Raw genomic sequence first — 15,907 nt, 5'->3', positions numbered from 1 at the left:
TTTTAGCATTCCGAAAAGAAACCATGCCTTTGTAGGATGGGCAGCAGCTCGTGATGGTTGTTGATCGTGTAATCTGGACGGGCGGCTTGCAGGCGCGACGCCGAAACAAAGCCCCCGGTAATGGATATGCTTGTCAGCCCGAGATTACGCGCAATATCAGTCTCGACGGGCATATCGCCGATGATGAAGGTTGACGACGGATTCAAGCTATACTTGTGCATATAAAGGCGAAGGCGCTCTCCTTTGCTCATCGATTTGTATTGGGTGGCGCGGCTTTCAAAGGCGAGCACATCGGTGATGTAGTCATCCACGCCAAGTCTCCTCAGCTGGGACTGTAGAGGCGCGACTATGTGGTTGCTGACGATGATGAGCAGAGCGGATTCTCGGCGCGCCAACTCGAACACTCTGCGCGCGCCCTCACGTAAATCGGCTTTATCGGCAAGAGGCTCGTACGTGTCATGAAACAGTGCGCCCTCGTCACGCTCTACTGCCTCAATCTCCTCTTGCGACATTCCAAGGCTATGAAAGAGACGAGAGAGGGGAACATCACAATGCTCTCGTAGGGTGTCTATATTGATGCGCGGACGACCAAAGCGGTTCAAAATTACATTGGTCGTATCGAGCAGCGCGTACGTGTCATCCAGCAGTGTTCCGTTCCAGTCGAATACGAGAGCGGGTTTCATGATCCTGACCTCAGACGGGGATTGATAGAAAGAGCGGCCAGCAACGCCTCCAAGCTTCTGTCCGCGCGCTGCCGTCCAGCGGGAGTTGGCATCTCGAATGTGAAGGGTGACAAATCGATGCTGTCTAGCCTGTCAGCCAATATGGATACGAGGGCGCGGAAGGGCAGATAAGTTACCGTCGCTGCTTGGATCGCTCTCGCAATGTTGGTTTCAATGGTTCTGAGGGCTGGCAAGTCCATCCTGTGGAAGCGAAGGCACTGGGCGCGCAGTTCAGGCGGAAGTCGCTTCAATGCCTGCCAGAATGCGAGCTCATCTGGCGTGTCAATACCCATGCCGTAGTAATTTGGGGCAACTATAGGCGGCGAACCAATTGCCCAATGTACGGCTTTGGCTCCAGCGGCAAGAAGCATCGTTGTGACGGCTAGGCTGGTATCGCCTCGAATGAGTGCCTCGTCAACAACAACGATGGCTCGTCCAGCGACGGCAGCTTCCGACACTCGATACTTTTGAGCAATGCGGGATTGGCGGTCCCTGGGTCTGCCGAGCAGTGTTCGCTCGAGAAATTGCGTTGCCACTACGTCGCCACGCTCGGCACGCACGCCCTGTTCGGCGAGAGAGGCAAACAGACCATCGGCATACGGTCCTCCAGTACTTGGCATGGAGGACACGATTGGCGGCATCAAGGGTGCCTCTGCTTGAACTCGCTCGGCAACAATTCTCCCCAAGGCGAGCCCGATGCTGTAACGGGTTTGGAGATGTGAATGGCCCTCGACCGAGGTGTTCGGACTTCCCAAATATAAAGTTTCGTAGGCGCAGAGTTTGGCTTTATATCGTCGGCTGTTCAGAGCATGGTCAACGCTGCCGCCTGTCTTGGCGTCCACGCGCCGTATGCTCCCCGGCAAGAGCTGCTGGGTCTTACCTTCCGAGCCGGCGAAAGCACAATTTTCGGAAGCAAAGAGCAACAATCCATTGTTCGTCCACATAGTTTCCAACGGGCGCAAACCGCTTCGATTGCGGTATGCAACAAGATCTCCGTTGTTATCTAGCAAAAGCGCGCTAATGGCACCGTCTATACGATCATCCAGTTCGCGAAAGATAGCTTCGTAGTTTGCGGGCAAGCCGTGACGCCAATATTCTCGTTTGCAAGATCGTTCAATCCACCTCAGCAAGAGCTCGGCGTCAGTGTTGGTGTCTATCAGTTGGCCGTGAGCGATTAATTCGCTTCTGAGTTCATGAGCGTTGACCAAGGCGCCATCCAGAGAAATTGCAAAATGGCGGCTAGTGCCTGCAGCGGCGGGAATTGACTGCACATCGCCGTCACCCCCACTTCCACAGGATCCGCTACGGATGTGCGCGATTGCAACATGAGGCCGAAAGCGCAACTCCTGTTCGATGCGGTCAATGCGCACTGAACTATCGGCCGATTGAAATGCCCTTCCATATCGGATCCCACGCTTTTTCATGAAAGCAGCGACTAGGACACCTGCTTGCCCACGGAGTGCAAGTGTCGGAATCATTTTCTTCAGCTGATCAATAACACCCGGCGATGGTTCGTCTGGAGAGCAGAGAAATGCACCGGCGACACCGGACATATAACACCCAACTTCTTAAGGAGCCGATCTGGCGGGTCGCCTCCCATGTGCATATGAGGGCGGGACTTCGCTTCATCCTTAAGCAAGTGTCGTACCAGCCCTTTAGACGCACTGGCTGGCATTGCTGGAGCGAGGAGAATTGGAGGAAGAGCCATTCGCGAGCCGTCAGGGAGACTTCGTTCAGGCCCTCACACGTTTGTTCAAGATGCTACGGCTGTGTACGAAAAGCGCTAAACAGGAGCGAGAAAGTACGGGCCCTCTAATCTTCACTTATGCCCTCGATCCTGCGGCCAAGCGAGTAAAGCGGCTCTTTACAGACGACCAGCACTAGAAAGGGCTCTAAGCAGATCTCGTTGCGGCGCTCGCATTTTCGGGTTTTGCGGGTAAGATTCGGCAGATGATGCAGAGAGTGTATCCCGCGATTGCGGACACACCGGCGAGCCGGGTCCTCGACAACCCAAGTGCGCCCGTCCGTCTGCGCGACAGAGTAGCGTGGAGTTATAGGCACATGGCCCAGCGATCTTTAGCCAACTCACATGTTGGTCGCCGCCGTGCGCATGCTGCTCCGAACAAGGGTTTGAACTAGGGGCGCGCCCCGGCTTACTAGGGACTCTTGGGCGTAGCGCGCTGCCTGACCGATCTCGCGGCCCATGTTTTCATTGCTTGCGTTAAGAGCCTTCAGGCGCCTCCGGAACGGCCGCGCCATCAACCACTACCCCAAGCTAGGGCTCTCTTCTTCATTGACGATGGAGCCTGCGACCGCGAGCCGCCTGCGGCGCCAGCAGAAAGGTACTTAACGCGTAGACGGCCTCCGCTTAGCTGCTAGAGCTAACTCTGGGCGGTGTAGTGATAAGCTTGCGGGCGTTAGCGTCTCGTCGGGGCCGCTCAGAAGTGTCCGCGTCTGATTGCCTGGATCTGAACAGGCTTGCATCTGCTTTGCAGGACGAAGCTCGCGTTGGAGTGACAGATGATTTTGCAGGCTGGCTCCTGAAGCATACTAATGTGGCTTGCCTTGCGTGAGACGCTTTTGGAGACATCAACGGCACTCTCATTCGGCGCCGCTAGTCTGGACGGGATCGGTTAACGATCTCACTATCCGGTAAAGAGTTCCGTTGCACTCGTTCGCTCAACGTCAGAGAAGGCACAAGGGGCCGCAGGCCGCATGAGCGCAAATTGTCGCCGTAGGCGGGAGTGCTTGGTCCGAAACCGAACGCGTCCGGTGTCACGAATCGGGCAAGTCGCTTCAAACTCCGATTTTGATCAGACAATCGCCAGCGATTCCTCCGATTGGAACTGGCCCAGAGCGTGCATCGCGACAGGGGGAGCCCATCTTGCGACACGAGCAATAGTTGCGGCGCCTTCAAATCGGGTGGATCATCGACATTAAGTTCGGAGACAGTATGCGCATCTGCGGTATTAAACTGACCCATGACGGAGCAGTCGCCCTTATCGAGGACGGACGGCTTGTCTTTTGTGTCGAGCAGGAGAAGCGGGGCAATAATCCGCGATATCAAAAAATCGACAATCTCGATGCGGTTGTTGTCGCCTTGGCAGAGCACGGTTTAGATCCGCGCGACGTTGATCGGTTCGTCATCGACGGATGGTGGGGCGAGGTTGAGTCACAATTTGAGGTTTTCAGTGGGACTGCACCCATTACCCTTAAAGGGGCACCGTATGTTGAGAGCGATGCCGAAGGCCTCCTCATAGCGCACGACGGCTCTGGGCTGCTGCTCAACGAGAGCGCCTTCCCTTACAAAAGCTATCCGCACGTCACAGCCCATGTGGCTTCCGCTTTTTGTACCAGCCCCTTCGCCAAGGCCGGGCAGCCCGCGTTCTGTCTGGTGTGGGACGGAGCTTCCTTTCCACGTCTCTACCATGTAGAGCGCCGCGCCGCCAGGTTCCTCGAGTGCCTCTTCCCGCTGATCGGGCATGCTTATGCTGCCGCGGGCTATCACTTCGGACCATACAAGCAGGCGAACCGGACCAAGTGGGACCTCGGTGTTGCGGGCAAGTTGATGGCCTACATCGCGCTCGGTTCAGTCGATGAAAGCATTGTCGAGGTGTTTCAGGAGCTCTACGAAAAGCACTTTAGCACGTTTACGGAGCCAGTCGGTCGTTGCAGCGAGCACGCCGCGCTTGAGCCTGTCCACGAGTTCTTCGATGCCAGCGCGCTACGGTTCAAAGCCAAAGCTCCCGAAGATGTGCTTGCTTCCTTTCATTGGTTCCAAGAGCGTCTGCTCGTTACCAAACTCGCAAGTGCTATACAGAGACATTCGAGGCTTGCCGTGCGCAATCTGTGCATCGCTGGCGGCTGCGGTCTCAACATAAAATGGAATAGCGCACTACGAGCTGCCGGCTTGTTCGATGCTATCTGGGTGCCACCCTTTCCGAATGACAGTGGCTCGGCAATAGGTGCCGCTTGCTCCGCATTGGCGGCGGACCAAGGCTTTGTACCATTGGAATGGTCCGTCTATAGTGGTCGAGCCGTGGAACGAAGCGGCGTGCCGCCCGGATGGGGCGGCTCACCATGTAGCATGCGTGAACTTGCAACGATTCTCGCCAGCAACAAGCCCGTCATTTTCCTTTCTGGCCGCGCGGAGCTTGGACCTCGGGCTTTGGGTAGCAGAAGCATACTGGCCGCGGCGACATCGCCGCGAATGAAGGACCGTCTCAACGACATCAAACTTCGCGAGCACTTCCGGCCTGTAGCGCCAATATGCCTAGAGGATCGTGCGCCGGATATTTTTAGTCCTGGAACGCCAGACCCTTACATGCTCTTCGAGCACCTAATAAGAGCAGAATGGCGGGACAAGATCCCCGCTGTTGTGCATCTGGACGGATCTGCCCGATTGCAGACGATTTGTAGGACCTCTCAGCACAAAATCGCCGAACTTCTCGTCGAATACGAGGTCCTCACGGGCATTCCACTACTATGCAATACAAGCGCCAATCGCAATGGACGCGGTTTTTTCCCGAATGCGGAATCTGCCTGCCAATGGGGCCGCGTTGACCACGTGTGGTGCGATGGTGTGCTGTGGACGAAACTTCCGGGCGAAGACTCAGCGCCGGCCAACGGCATCTTTCTCTCTCAGCGCGCAGAGGCGGGACCGTACGCCGAAGAGCGGATAACTCCCGCCACAGGCCGCCTTGTTTGACGAATGTGGTCGCCGCCGGCCTATGGTAATCTTGGGAGAAGCGCCAGAACGATTTCGAGGGTCGAGATAATCACCTCCCTAGAGGGGCGGCGCGGTGATCGCTGGATAAGAAGGAGCGGCTTGCCGCGCCCGGCGCCAGTTTCCGAGGCAACTCGCATCGTCGGGTTTCATGTGAACCAGCTGTTCAGGTGGCGCCGGAGCTTTGGAAGCACGTTGAAGCGAGGATAGCGCCGTTCGTGGAGGGCGAGATTGGATCGTCTGTGCCGCCGCGGGAGGTGGCCGAAGCCCCATCGACGATGACGGCGGCGCGTCGATGAAAGGGCTAGGGAGTCATCGTGATTGATCCTGGTACCGGGCAACGCATCCGGATCGATGGCGAGGTCGGCGCAGACGCAACTTCGCATTCTCCATGCTTTGATCGGTCCAGCAAGTCGCGAATTGGAGCCTCCGCTCCGGGAGGGGAGACGCCTGCTCGCGGGTTCTGTCGGGCGATATCAGAAGGCGCGCTCTCGTACAGGCGGATCGACGCGGTCCTATCTAACCGTGCTCCTCGTACTCGCGGATGGCGCACGCTACCTGAAGCACAAGGGATCGGCTATCCCGCAGCGTAAGTGTTGTGGGCCTAGCTCAACAGTCATCAGCATTGAAACCGACCCCGAATACGACGAAGCCTGCGTCTGTTCCGGCTGCCCCGATCTAACAAAAAGATCGTCACCCACCAAGACGCAATAGACGGACTCTTCGTCTCAGCGCTGGATGAATAGGCCTCGACTGCCGCCGATTGTGTCGTTCGACGCGAAGCCGACGCGCGACAATTAGCGATCGATGCCCTCGCCCTCGCGGTAGGGAGGCTACGTCCGCCGAAACCGGCACCGTCGCCGGATTCAAGGACGGCCGGGGCTCAGCGCGCCTTGTATCTCCATTGCCACTTGGACACGACGAAGCGTCAATCCACAAGGTGCGCCGATCACCGCGCTCGGGGAGCTGGGACTGGCGCGGTTTGGCGACTCACGTTACCCATCATTTTAAGCCACCTCACTGCACAATGGGAATGAAATGGTTGCAGCTACCCGTGAACCGCCGGCCTCTGGTTACGCACTCGAAGTGGATGGCCGACTCAAAGCCGAATTTACAACCAGAGACGGCGCGAGGGCAGGTGGAGAAGAACTAAAGAAGCGTTTTCCCATGCTTCAAATCAGGATCTATGACGCGCAGACGCATACGCGCGAGGAAATCTAAGATCTTCAGACTGGCGGATTTTTCCGCTTGGCGCGTGTGGCTTCGGCCGCACCGGGCTCTCGTGAATCGAGCCGCTTTGCCTCTCGGTCGCCGTGCCGCTTCGATCCCTCGCGCAAGGAGATCCGGAGCTCCTTGCCGGGGGCACTCGGGAAAGGGGCTCGCCTCTCGGCGATCGCTATCACGGCCCCGTCCCCGGGTGCCGCTATTGAACCGGTCTCGTCGCTGCACTCGGACCCGCGTGCCCTTCGGGTCGCTATGCTCACGCTCTCCGGGTGCCATTTTGCGTTGAGGCGATGCGTCCTTGGCACACGCCTGGTGGGGCCTGCGGCCCTAAAGCACCTCGAGCCCAAATCCCGAAGAATGTAACAGAAGGCGGAGCGCCTCCCAGATTTCGCATTCTGTCATTTGTGTGGGTGAGGAGCTCTCGCAAATTACGCGGCCTCTATTTCGCCTGGACAGGCTTAAAGTGGGAGTGCCGGCCGGGTTTTGCCGTGACGGGTTACAGGCTGCGAGAGAGGCTCGCGGCGCTCGTCGCGGAGATCCGTTATGTCCAGACACTATCTTCGGGCGCGCGCCGGCGAGGACCGGACCAGCCTTTATGACGAAATCACCAACAAAATTATCGGCGAGCTTGAAGCCGGCCGCGTCCCGTGGGTACAGCCTTGGGGTTCGGCGGCGGCGTCGTCGTTAGCCATGCCGAAAAGCGCCGCCACTGGCCGTCAATACAGCGGCATCAACGTCCTAATCCTTTGGGGGGCTGCCACCGAACACGCATTCACCGGTCAGAGTTGGCTCACCTTCCGCCAGGCGCTGTCGTTCGGTGGTCACGTCCGCAAGGGCGAGCGCGGCACCACCGTCGTCTATGCCGATCGTTTTGTGCCGGCCGACGAAAAGCGGCGTGCTGGCGAAACAGGCGACGAAGCGCAGGCGATCCCGTTCCTCAAGCGCTTCACGGTCTTCAACACCGATCAGTGCGACGACTTGCCTTCGGAGATCGGAACGACGGCGCCGCCTCCGCCGCCTGGCCTGATTGAGCCAAGGGTTGAATACCTGATCAAGGCGACCGGGATCGACTTCCACATTGGCGGTAACCGCGCCTTCTACGTGCCGGCAGAAGACTATGTGCAGGTACCGTCACCGCAAGCCTATTTCGAGCCGATCAACTGGCATCGAACGGCTTTGCACGAGTTAGCGCATGCCAGCGGCCATCCATCGCGTCTCAACCGCGATTTGTCGGGCGGCTACGGCACCAAGAAGTACGCCTTTGAGGAATTGATCGCGGAGATATCGTCTGCATTCAGTTGCGCTTCGCTAGGTATTGTGCCGACGGTGCGGCACGCCGACTATATCGGCTCCTGGCTTGAAGTGCTGCGAGAGGACAATCGCGCGATTGTGCGAGCTGCCTCGCAAGCCAGCAAGGTTACGGAATACCTCCTTGGGTTCTTGCCGGAGGAGGTTGTCGGCATGACGGCGGAGACAGCGGAGCAGGAAGCGGCGTGAGGTTATCCTCTGCGTCCGCGGGTAAGAGAGTGAGAGGCAGGGTCGTTTTTCGCGACCGGTTGAAGGCCGAGAGAGAGGCTCACGGCTGAGGATCGGCAGAATGCCGGCGACGACCCGCAACAACTCGATGCGGCTGAGTGACACAAAGCGGGATGGCCCCGGCCATCCCGCAGTTTTTTGGGGACCGGTGTGCAACGCCGGTCCCCATTTTTTATGGGCGAGGGCGGAGAGGGAGAGCAGGGCCGGGAAGGGTTTGAGCCGTCGGGTCAAAGGAGAGCGCCTGATGGTTCGACCCCTTCCCGCTCTCCCGAGGACTCCTGTCATGACCGAATCTCTTGCGGGCGGCGCTGCCGCCGCGCCGCTCTCGATGCGTGCCGCTGCGACTCTCACCTCTGCCGCCATCAAAGGCGCCCGACAGATCTTGACTGATCTGGAACGCGGCCGGCGCATCGATGCCGCCGTCCTGCGTGGCGCCATCGAGGCTGCCTTCGGCGCTTCGGCCGCGGCCGGCGCCTGGAACTGGAAGGCCGCCTATGACGTCTGCGAGGCGGCAACCGTTCTCTTCCTGCGCAAGTTCGGCCCGGCGATGCGCGCCAAGGCTGGCTCGACGGCCGCGATGCTGCCAATGCTCGCGAAAATCGCGTGCTGTCTGCCACCCCATACGCGGCGTTCCGAGGACAATCAGGCGCTTCAGCAATTCTCGACGCCGATCTCGCTTGGACTCGCCGCATGCACCGCAGCCGGCATTACGCCTGCCGACCGCGTTCTGGAGCCCTCCGCGGGGACCGGCTTGCTCGCCATCTTCGCCGAGCTCGCCGGCGGCTCGCTGATGTTGAACGAGTTGGCCGAGCGCCGTGCAGTGCTGCTCGATCACCTATTCACCAACGTTGAGGTCACGCGGTTCGACGCCGCGCAGATCGATGATCACCTCGACGCGAGTTTTGTACCGAGTGTTGTCCTGATAAATCCCCCCTTCCCGGCGATGGCAAACGTCGACCGACGGATGGCAGACGCCGCCCTGCGGCACATTGCGTCAGCCCTGGGACGCCTTTGCGATGGCGGCCGCCTCGTCGCCATCGCTGGCGCAGGTCTTGCGCCGGATAACCCGGCGTGGCCAAAGGCCTTTGTTCGCCTCCAGGAGCGCGGACGGGTCGTGTTTTCCGCCGCGATCGATGGCGCTGTTTACGCCAAGCAAGGCACTCAGACCGACACGAGGCTGCTCGTAGTCGACAAGTTGCCCGCTGCCGATCCGAACGCGTTTCCCACCTCGCAAGGAATGGCCGGCGATGTCGCCACCTTGCTCAATTGGGTAGCCCAGCATGTGCCTCCGAGGCTGCCCGTCGCCGTGCCGGTCGTGGCTGACGTCATTAGGCGGCCCGCAATCGCCCGATCGCCGGGCGCCGTTGCACCAAGCCGCTCGTCCATTTCGGGGTGTGCGCCAGGTGGTGGTGTGGAGCTTACGAACGAGACCGTCGAATGGTCGCCGCCTGAAGGCACCCGCCTCACCGATGCGCTCTATGAGGAGTACGGGGTGCAGTCGATCTGTATTCCCGGATCGTGCGCACATCCGACCAAGCTCGTGCAGTCCGCGGCGATGGCGTCCGTTGCGCCACCGAAGCCGTCCTACCGTCCCCATCTGCATTCAATTCTGGTGGCAAGAGGGGTTCTGTCGGACGCCCAGCTCGAGAGCATCATCTATGCTGGCGAGGCGCGTTCCGAGTTTCTCGCGGGCTCCTGGACCGTCGATGCGACCCTTGATGTTGTGGCTGTCGCACGCGACGACGCAGAGACTGCCGCCCGCTTTCGTCGGGGCTGGATCTTGGGCGATGGCACCGGCGCGGGCAAGGGGCGGCAGGTCGCCGGGATCCTGCTCGACAATTGGCTCAAGCGCCGCCGCCGTGCGGTCTGGATCAGCAAATCCGACAAGCTGATCGAAGATGCCCAGCGCGACCGGTCTGCGCTCGGCATGGAGCGGCTGCTTGTTACGCCCCTGTCTCGGTTTCGCCAGGGCACACCGATCCGGCTTTCGCACGGCATCCTTTTCACCACCTATGCCACGCTACGCACCGACGAGCGTGGCGAGAAGCTTTCGCGTGTCAGGCAGATCGTTGAATGGTTGGGATCCGACTTCGACGGAGTGATCGTCTTCGACGAGAGCCATGCCATGCAGAATGCGGTCGGGGGCGAGGGCGACCGCGGCGACCAGGCGGCCTCTCAGCAGGGGCGCGCAGGCCTGAGGCTCCAGCACGCTTTGCCGAATGCTCGTGTGGTTTATGTGTCGGCGACGGGCGCTACCACGGTCCACAACCTCGCTTATGCCAAACGCCCTGGCCTTTGGGGCGGCGCCGATTTCCCATTCGCCACACGCGCCGGGTTTATCGAGGCAATCGAGGGGGGTGGGGGCGCGGCGATGGAGGTGCTGGCGCGCGACCTCAAGGCGCTCGGTGTCTACGCGGCCCGCTCATTGTCCTATGAGGGCGTCGAGTACGAGCTCGTCGAACACCAGCTTACACCGGAGCAGGTTCGCATCTACGACGCCTATGCCGATGCGTTCAGCGTCATCCAAAAGGTGCTCGACACCTATCCGGTTGCGCGCCTCAGTGAGCGGGAGGCCGCGTGATGTCCCCCGCGCCTTGCGAACTGGCACGCCGCCTTGCGCGCGAGGCCGAGGCAGTGTGCCGATACTATCTCTCCAATGGCAAGCGGGCGGGACGGTACTGGGTGGTCGGCGACGTCCGCAACACGCCGGGCCGCTCGATGTTCGTACGGCTCCAGGAATCGCCGAAGGGCGCAGCCGGCAAGTGGACTGACGCTGCGACCGGCGAACATGGCGATCTCCTCGACATCATTCGTGAATGCCGGGGGTTACGCGACTTCAGCGAGGTCACTGAGGAAGCGCGGCGGTTTCTGAAGCTGCCTCGTCCTGAGTCGCAACTGGTCTCGACACCCCTTCGTTCGGTGGCGCCGGCTGGATCGCAGGAAGCAGCCCGCCGGCTCTTTGCGATATCCAGACCGATCGAGGGGACGGGAGCCGAAACGTATTTGCAGCGCCGCGGCATAACCCGCATCCACCATGGTGGCAGTCTGCGCTTCCACCCTCGTTGCTACTACCGGCCGGACGAGCATGTGCCGACCGAAACCTGGCCGGCGATAATTGCCCGAGTCACGGATCTCGAGGGGCGGATCACTGGCGTGCACCGAACCTGGCTTGATCCAGACGGCTTTGATCGCATTCGTCTCGGCAAGGCTCCGATCGATACGCCACGACGGGCCATGGGCGACCTGCTCGGCAACGCCGTTCGCTTCGGCGTGGTGGACGACGTACTCGCCGCCGGTGAGGGAATCGAGACCATGCTTTCATTACGTTACGTGCTGCCGACTCTTCCTATGGCCGCGGCGCTCTCGGCCAATCACCTCTCAGCCATGATGCTGCCGTCTGGCCTGCGTCGGCTCTATATCGCCCGTGACGCAGATGCCGCCGGAGATGCCGTGCAGGCTATTCTCACCCAGCGTGCAAAAGCCGTCGGCGTTGAAGCGATCGCGTTGTCGCCCCGGCTGGGCGATTTCAACGAAGACCTGCATATCTTCGGTCTCGAGAGCCTCCGAGCAGCGTTGCGGCTTCAACTCGTACCAGAGGACGCCCTCCGCTTCCTGCATTCGTCGACGGTGGCCGCAGAATAGACCCGTGCTTCGATCTACGTTGATAGGTCCGTCATAATGCGGCCATTGCCGGAAAGGGACGCGACCTCGGCCTTCTAGAGGGCGATCGGTCGGCAACCGGACCGGGCCGGCAATGGCTACGCCCGGCTATTTTCCGCCGCGCGCCGGCAATGAGCAGACACAATGGCCATCAAACCGGCGCGCTTTGCATCGCGAAGCAAAATAGCCCGCCTCCGCCATCCTCCGCTGCCGCTTCGGCCCTTGCGGGTTCTGGCCCGCTCCGCCCGCCGTCTGGGTGATCGCCACGAAGGCCGCGATGGGCGCGGCCGATCCGGCAAAGGATCCCTCCAATGACCGACCACGACGACGTTGAACCGCCGCACGCCTCTTCTCCAACTGACCACGTCCTCACCGAACTACAGCTCTTCGGCTACCGCCCCTTCGACGACCAGCCTGACCCACGACCGCTTCCTGAGGGCAAGATGATCGCTGGCGCCGTTGCCGATATCTTCAACGCCCTCGTTGCAACTCTGAACGACACGCGGCTTGAGCCGGACCTCGACGATCTGCTCTGGTCGATGGTCAACCTGTTCCATCGCGCCGTCGATCGCATCGGACACCAACTCGACGACAACGAACAGGCGCAGCAGAAGAGCCAGCGCGAGCAAAATGGCTCCGAAATACGATCGGTCGAACTCGAGCGCCTAACGGCCGAGGGCATCACTTTGATCGAGCGCCGCAACTGCCTGGAGCTCTTCCGCGATCAGGCGATCGAACGCTTTGAGGCTCACACCGGATCGTTCTGGCGTCCTCGATCAGGATCGCTGGTGAACCACCGCACGCTGACTGCCGCGATGATCGACTCGCGCGACTTCATCGCAGCCAAGCGTCGCGCTGAGACAGAGGTCTTGCTGCCTGCAGGACCGAAGATCGCACTCACTGGCGGGCTGGACTTCAATGACCACCACCTCATCTGGGACCGCCTCGACAAGGTTCACGTCAAGCATCCCGACATGGTCCTGCTCCATGGCGGCTCGCCCAAAGGTGCGGAGCTTATCGCCTCCAAATGGGCGACCAATCGCAAGGTGCCTCAGATCGCCTTCAAGCCCGACTGGACCAAGCACGCCAAGGCGGCCCCGTTCAAGCGCAACGACGCCATGCTCGAACTCCTGCCGATCGGCGTCATGCACTTCCCGGGCACGGGAATCCAGGACAACCTCGCGGACAAAGCAAAGCGCCTCGGCATTCCCGTCTGGAGGTTCGGCGGCGCGTGAGCGCTCTCTTCTCGCCTCCAGGCGTCATGGCGGAGTTGCATGCGCCGCAACTCCGCCTTCTTTCAGTCTCATATTCAGAGTTGCGCCATGGTGGTGGTGGAAGGCGCGACTGGTACATTTATGCACATGGAGCCACCACCATGCTCGCCATTGGGCTTGTTCTCAACACACTCGGCGTCGGCTTGTTCTGCTGGGCGATTTTTGCGCTCGCTGTGTATGCCTTGCCGTTTTTCGTCGCACTGAGCATCGGGATGACGGCGTTTCAGAATGGCGCCGGCGTGTTCAGTGCAATGCTTATCGGAACGGCCGGTGGCGTGTTGACGCTTGCCGTCGGTCAGGCCGCCGTCGCCATTACTCGGTCGTTGACCTTGCGCATCGCCATCGCGACCGCATTTGCTGTCCCCGCTGCCGTCGCCGGCTATCAAGTGGCGTTCGCCCTGTCCCAGATCGGCATGCCCTCGCTGGCTTGGCGAGAGATCCTCGCTTGCCTGGGCGCGGTCTGTGTTGGGGGCACAACGTGGACACGCTTGACTGCTTTTGCAGAGCCACGCCCGCTCGAACTGGCGGGGCTGGTGGAGAATCCATCACACCCAGTTCTTCCAGTCGCTACGCGAGAGGGATGACCGTTCACAGCCTTGGTCGTCGAGCAGACTCGGATAGATCGAATTGAACGAGGGGATGATTGAGACCTGAGCGGGGAGGGGCAGTCCCCCCGGGGCCTTGACCAAGGGGCCCATTTCGGCCGGTCCACTAAGCCGCGGCGGAGCGGCGATGTCTCGATCATTTCTTCGGAGACGGCATCGCCCATTGCAGCAGATTGTTTCTCTTTCTGCGCCGAATCTTTTCCGCCTCTTGTTCCGCGCAACCGAGATACGCGACGACTTCTTCCGATTGCGGTTCAGCACGCGACCCACGTGGCCTCGTTGATGGCTTGATCTGGCCGAAGACCGGCTTCGCCTCGATCGTCTGAGCCGCAACGCCGTTGATGCGACTTTCTTCCCCTGGGCTTCGCCCATTCCTCGCGAGTCAAGAAAGTCGCCACAACGGCGTCCTCCGCTGCGCTCCGGCCCGCGGGCGGGTGCGTCGCCGATCGTCTTCGGCCTACAGATCGCCATCGAGGCCGCGGTGGTCGCGGGCTCGAAACACAACAGGAGAAGTGACATGGCTAACATCGGTTCTTTCAAGAAGGTCGGTAACGATTTCCAGGGCGAGATTGTCACCTTGAGCCTGCAAGCTAAGGGCGTCCGTATCGTCGCCGAGACGAACCGCTCAAACGACAACGCCCCCAGCTACCGCATCTACGTGGGCCGGGCCGAGATCGGGGCCGCTTGGTCGAAGCGCTCCGAGGAGGGCCGGGATTACCTCTCGCTTAAGCTTGACGATCCCTCGTTCAACGCTCCGATCTATGCCAACCTCTTCGAGGACGAAAGCGGCGAAGGCTACACGCTCCTCTGGTCGCGGCCGCGTAAGAACGGGGAGTAAGCTCGCTCAATCAAGCCCCGCCCGGTTCGCCGGGCGGGGCACTTCGCGGCCGGGCTGAGGTGCGGATTACGATTTGCTAAGCCGTGCAGCCCTTTTGAGCGGGTCTCCCGGATCGCCCCTAATGCTTCAGCAATCTGCCGAGCACGGTAACGCATCGCTGATGCGTCGCCGCGCTCGATGGCGCCGACATAATGGCGATTAAACCCGCACGCTCGGCCAGCTCATCTTGCGGCATTTGTAGATCGTGGCGTTTCCGACGCAGAGTCACAGGCATGATCTCTTAAGATACATGGCGGTAGGGGAAACCGACCGGAACGATCGTTCTTGGAACGATCGTTTCTATTCGTTCCGAACATGCTATAGGATGTGACGACGCTACGTGCGCGACCGAACTCGGCCGTCGTGTCTACCGAAGGAATATCCAGGATTCCAACGGGCAACGGAGACCATGGCGTAGCTTATAGGCGTTCTAAAAGCGGGTATGATGCAGAAGCCATCCCCAAATCCAGACGTAGCTGACAGTGCGCCGAACGAGCCGACATTGACGGCCTATGACGAAGAGCATGTCGCCACGTACGTTCGCCTTCTGCACGGCCGACGGTGAGGGGGCGAGTAGGGCGAAGTGGCTCAAGTGGTCTTGCATCTGGAGCCCGACCGAGAGCCGGACCGTGCGTGGCGCGAATATCAGAGTCATCTTGCTCGTGCCAGATGGGTGGCTGAGCAAGGGCGGCTCTTACGCGGCGCCTGCTCATAGAAGAACATCGTCGGCTGACGACTTGCAGGAAGAACTATTTCCTTTTGTTAGTCGGTGGTCATTCCGGAGCACCACGTGCTGCCAAAGTGGCGACTTCCTACAACCGCCTCGTTCACTAGCTGCGTGCAATGGGGCGGAAGCAATGCCTGAATTCGACTGGCGGTCGCCGGATTCCTACAAGAGCCTACAAGACGCGGAAGGGCACGACATCGCCTGGGAATGTCTTCGTCGCAAAGCGGACTATCGACGCGACCTTGAGGCGATGATCGCCAACAGTCCCGATGGGAAGGCGACACCAGAATCCAGGCGGAGGTGGCCTCTGCTTCCGCCCATGACCCGCGGAGGTCCTTCGACGAGCAGACGATCTTTGGGCGCCGGAGGTTTAGCGGCGGTCGTTCCGGTCAAAGTCGCAACGGGAAGGACAGCAGGTCGCCGGCTCAGCCACTGCTCGACCTTACAGCTGGCCAAAGGCGCCGCGCTGTCAACGGCTGGCATGCCCTGCTTCGCATCGCCGCGGTAGATCACCGTGTCTGGTCCAAAGAGACGCCGATGCTCGGCGGGTCATATG

Annotated in this window: 9 protein-coding genes and 2 pseudogenes; 9 read left to right on the top strand and 2 right to left on the bottom strand. The window is 60.4% G+C overall.

Annotated features, from left to right (window positions below):
- Positions 1–2: 2 nt before the first annotated feature.
- Together XH98_RS31275 and XH98_RS31270 are read right to left on the bottom strand one after the other, a co-directional pair.
- Entirely contained in the window at positions 3–683 is a 681-nt protein-coding gene (locus tag XH98_RS31275) for an HAD family hydrolase (protein ID WP_271597951.1), read from the bottom strand.
- Entirely contained in the window at positions 680–2,275 is a 1,596-nt protein-coding gene (locus XH98_RS31270) for a hypothetical protein (protein WP_271620921.1), read from the bottom strand. Before XH98_RS31270 ends, XH98_RS31275 begins: the two co-directional genes overlap by 4 nt.
- A gap of 1,400 nt (positions 2,276–3,675) precedes the next feature.
- On the opposite strand from XH98_RS31270, the gene nodU reads away from it, so the two are divergent.
- From nodU to XH98_RS31220, 9 genes and pseudogenes are all read left to right on the top strand, one after another.
- Complete coding sequence (gene nodU, locus XH98_RS31265) at positions 3,676–5,430, top strand: nodulation protein NodU (RefSeq protein WP_271620920.1); 1,755 nt, start codon at positions 3,676–3,678, stop codon at positions 5,428–5,430.
- Between the two features lie 1,785 nt (positions 5,431–7,215).
- On the top strand, positions 7,216–8,169 hold the full coding sequence (locus XH98_RS31260) for an ArdC family protein (RefSeq protein ID WP_271620919.1): 954 nt from the start codon (positions 7,216–7,218) through the stop codon (positions 8,167–8,169).
- Positions 8,170–8,491: 322 nt separating this feature from the next.
- Positions 8,492–10,747 (top strand): annotated as a pseudogene (locus XH98_RS31255) (strawberry notch-like NTP hydrolase domain-containing protein); the annotation flags it as partial.
- 41 nt (positions 10,748–10,788) lie between these two features.
- Positions 10,789–11,850, top strand: coding sequence for a DUF7146 domain-containing protein (locus tag XH98_RS31250; protein ID WP_271620918.1), 1,062 nt, complete (start codon positions 10,789–10,791; stop codon positions 11,848–11,850).
- Between the two features lie 329 nt (positions 11,851–12,179).
- Positions 12,180–13,103 (top strand): DUF2493 domain-containing protein, encoded by a 924-nt coding sequence (locus XH98_RS31245; protein ID WP_271620917.1) that lies wholly within the window; start codon positions 12,180–12,182, stop codon positions 13,101–13,103.
- A 140-nt stretch (positions 13,104–13,243) separates the two neighbouring features.
- Positions 13,244–13,726 (top strand): hypothetical protein, encoded by a 483-nt coding sequence (locus XH98_RS31240; protein ID WP_271620916.1) that lies wholly within the window; start codon positions 13,244–13,246, stop codon positions 13,724–13,726.
- 538 nt (positions 13,727–14,264) lie between these two features.
- Positions 14,265–14,585, top strand: coding sequence for a DUF736 domain-containing protein (locus XH98_RS31235; protein ID WP_271599985.1), 321 nt, complete (start codon positions 14,265–14,267; stop codon positions 14,583–14,585).
- 484 nt (positions 14,586–15,069) lie between these two features.
- Positions 15,070–15,339, top strand: a pseudogene (locus XH98_RS31225) (DUF2285 domain-containing protein).
- Between the two features lie 142 nt (positions 15,340–15,481).
- Positions 15,482–15,859, top strand: a complete 378-nt coding sequence (locus tag XH98_RS31220; RefSeq protein WP_271620915.1) for a transcriptional regulator domain-containing protein — start codon at positions 15,482–15,484, stop codon at positions 15,857–15,859.
- The last annotated feature ends 48 nt before the right edge of the window (positions 15,860–15,907 follow it).

Source organism: Bradyrhizobium sp. CCBAU 51745 (genome assembly GCF_028128715.1).
GTDB classification, from domain to species: domain Bacteria; phylum Pseudomonadota; class Alphaproteobacteria; order Rhizobiales; family Xanthobacteraceae; genus Bradyrhizobium; species Bradyrhizobium manausense.
This window is presented reverse-complemented; position numbering and strand designations above follow the sequence as displayed.

What these genes read in the sequence shown, in the direction of transcription:
- XH98_RS31250 (WP_271620918.1), top strand. Translation starts at nt 10,789, where the DNA reads ATGTCCCCCGCGCCTTGCGAACTGGCACGCCGCCTTGCGCGCGAGGCC.
- XH98_RS31235 (WP_271599985.1), top strand. Translation starts at nt 14,265, where the DNA reads ATGGCTAACATCGGTTCTTTCAAGAAGGTCGGTAACGATTTCCAGGGC.
- XH98_RS31275 (WP_271597951.1), bottom strand. Translation starts at nt 683, where the DNA reads ATGAAACCCGCTCTCGTATTCGACTGGAACGGAACACTGCTGGATGAC.
- XH98_RS31270 (WP_271620921.1), bottom strand. Translation starts at nt 2,275, where the DNA reads ATGTCCGGTGTCGCCGGTGCATTTCTCTGCTCTCCAGACGAACCATCG.
- XH98_RS31220 (WP_271620915.1), top strand. Translation starts at nt 15,482, where the DNA reads ATGCCTGAATTCGACTGGCGGTCGCCGGATTCCTACAAGAGCCTACAA.
- XH98_RS31245 (WP_271620917.1), top strand. Translation starts at nt 12,180, where the DNA reads ATGACCGACCACGACGACGTTGAACCGCCGCACGCCTCTTCTCCAACT.
- XH98_RS31260 (WP_271620919.1), top strand. Translation starts at nt 7,216, where the DNA reads ATGTCCAGACACTATCTTCGGGCGCGCGCCGGCGAGGACCGGACCAGC.
- XH98_RS31240 (WP_271620916.1), top strand. Translation starts at nt 13,244, where the DNA reads ATGCTCGCCATTGGGCTTGTTCTCAACACACTCGGCGTCGGCTTGTTC.
- nodU (WP_271620920.1), top strand. Translation starts at nt 3,676, where the DNA reads ATGCGCATCTGCGGTATTAAACTGACCCATGACGGAGCAGTCGCCCTT.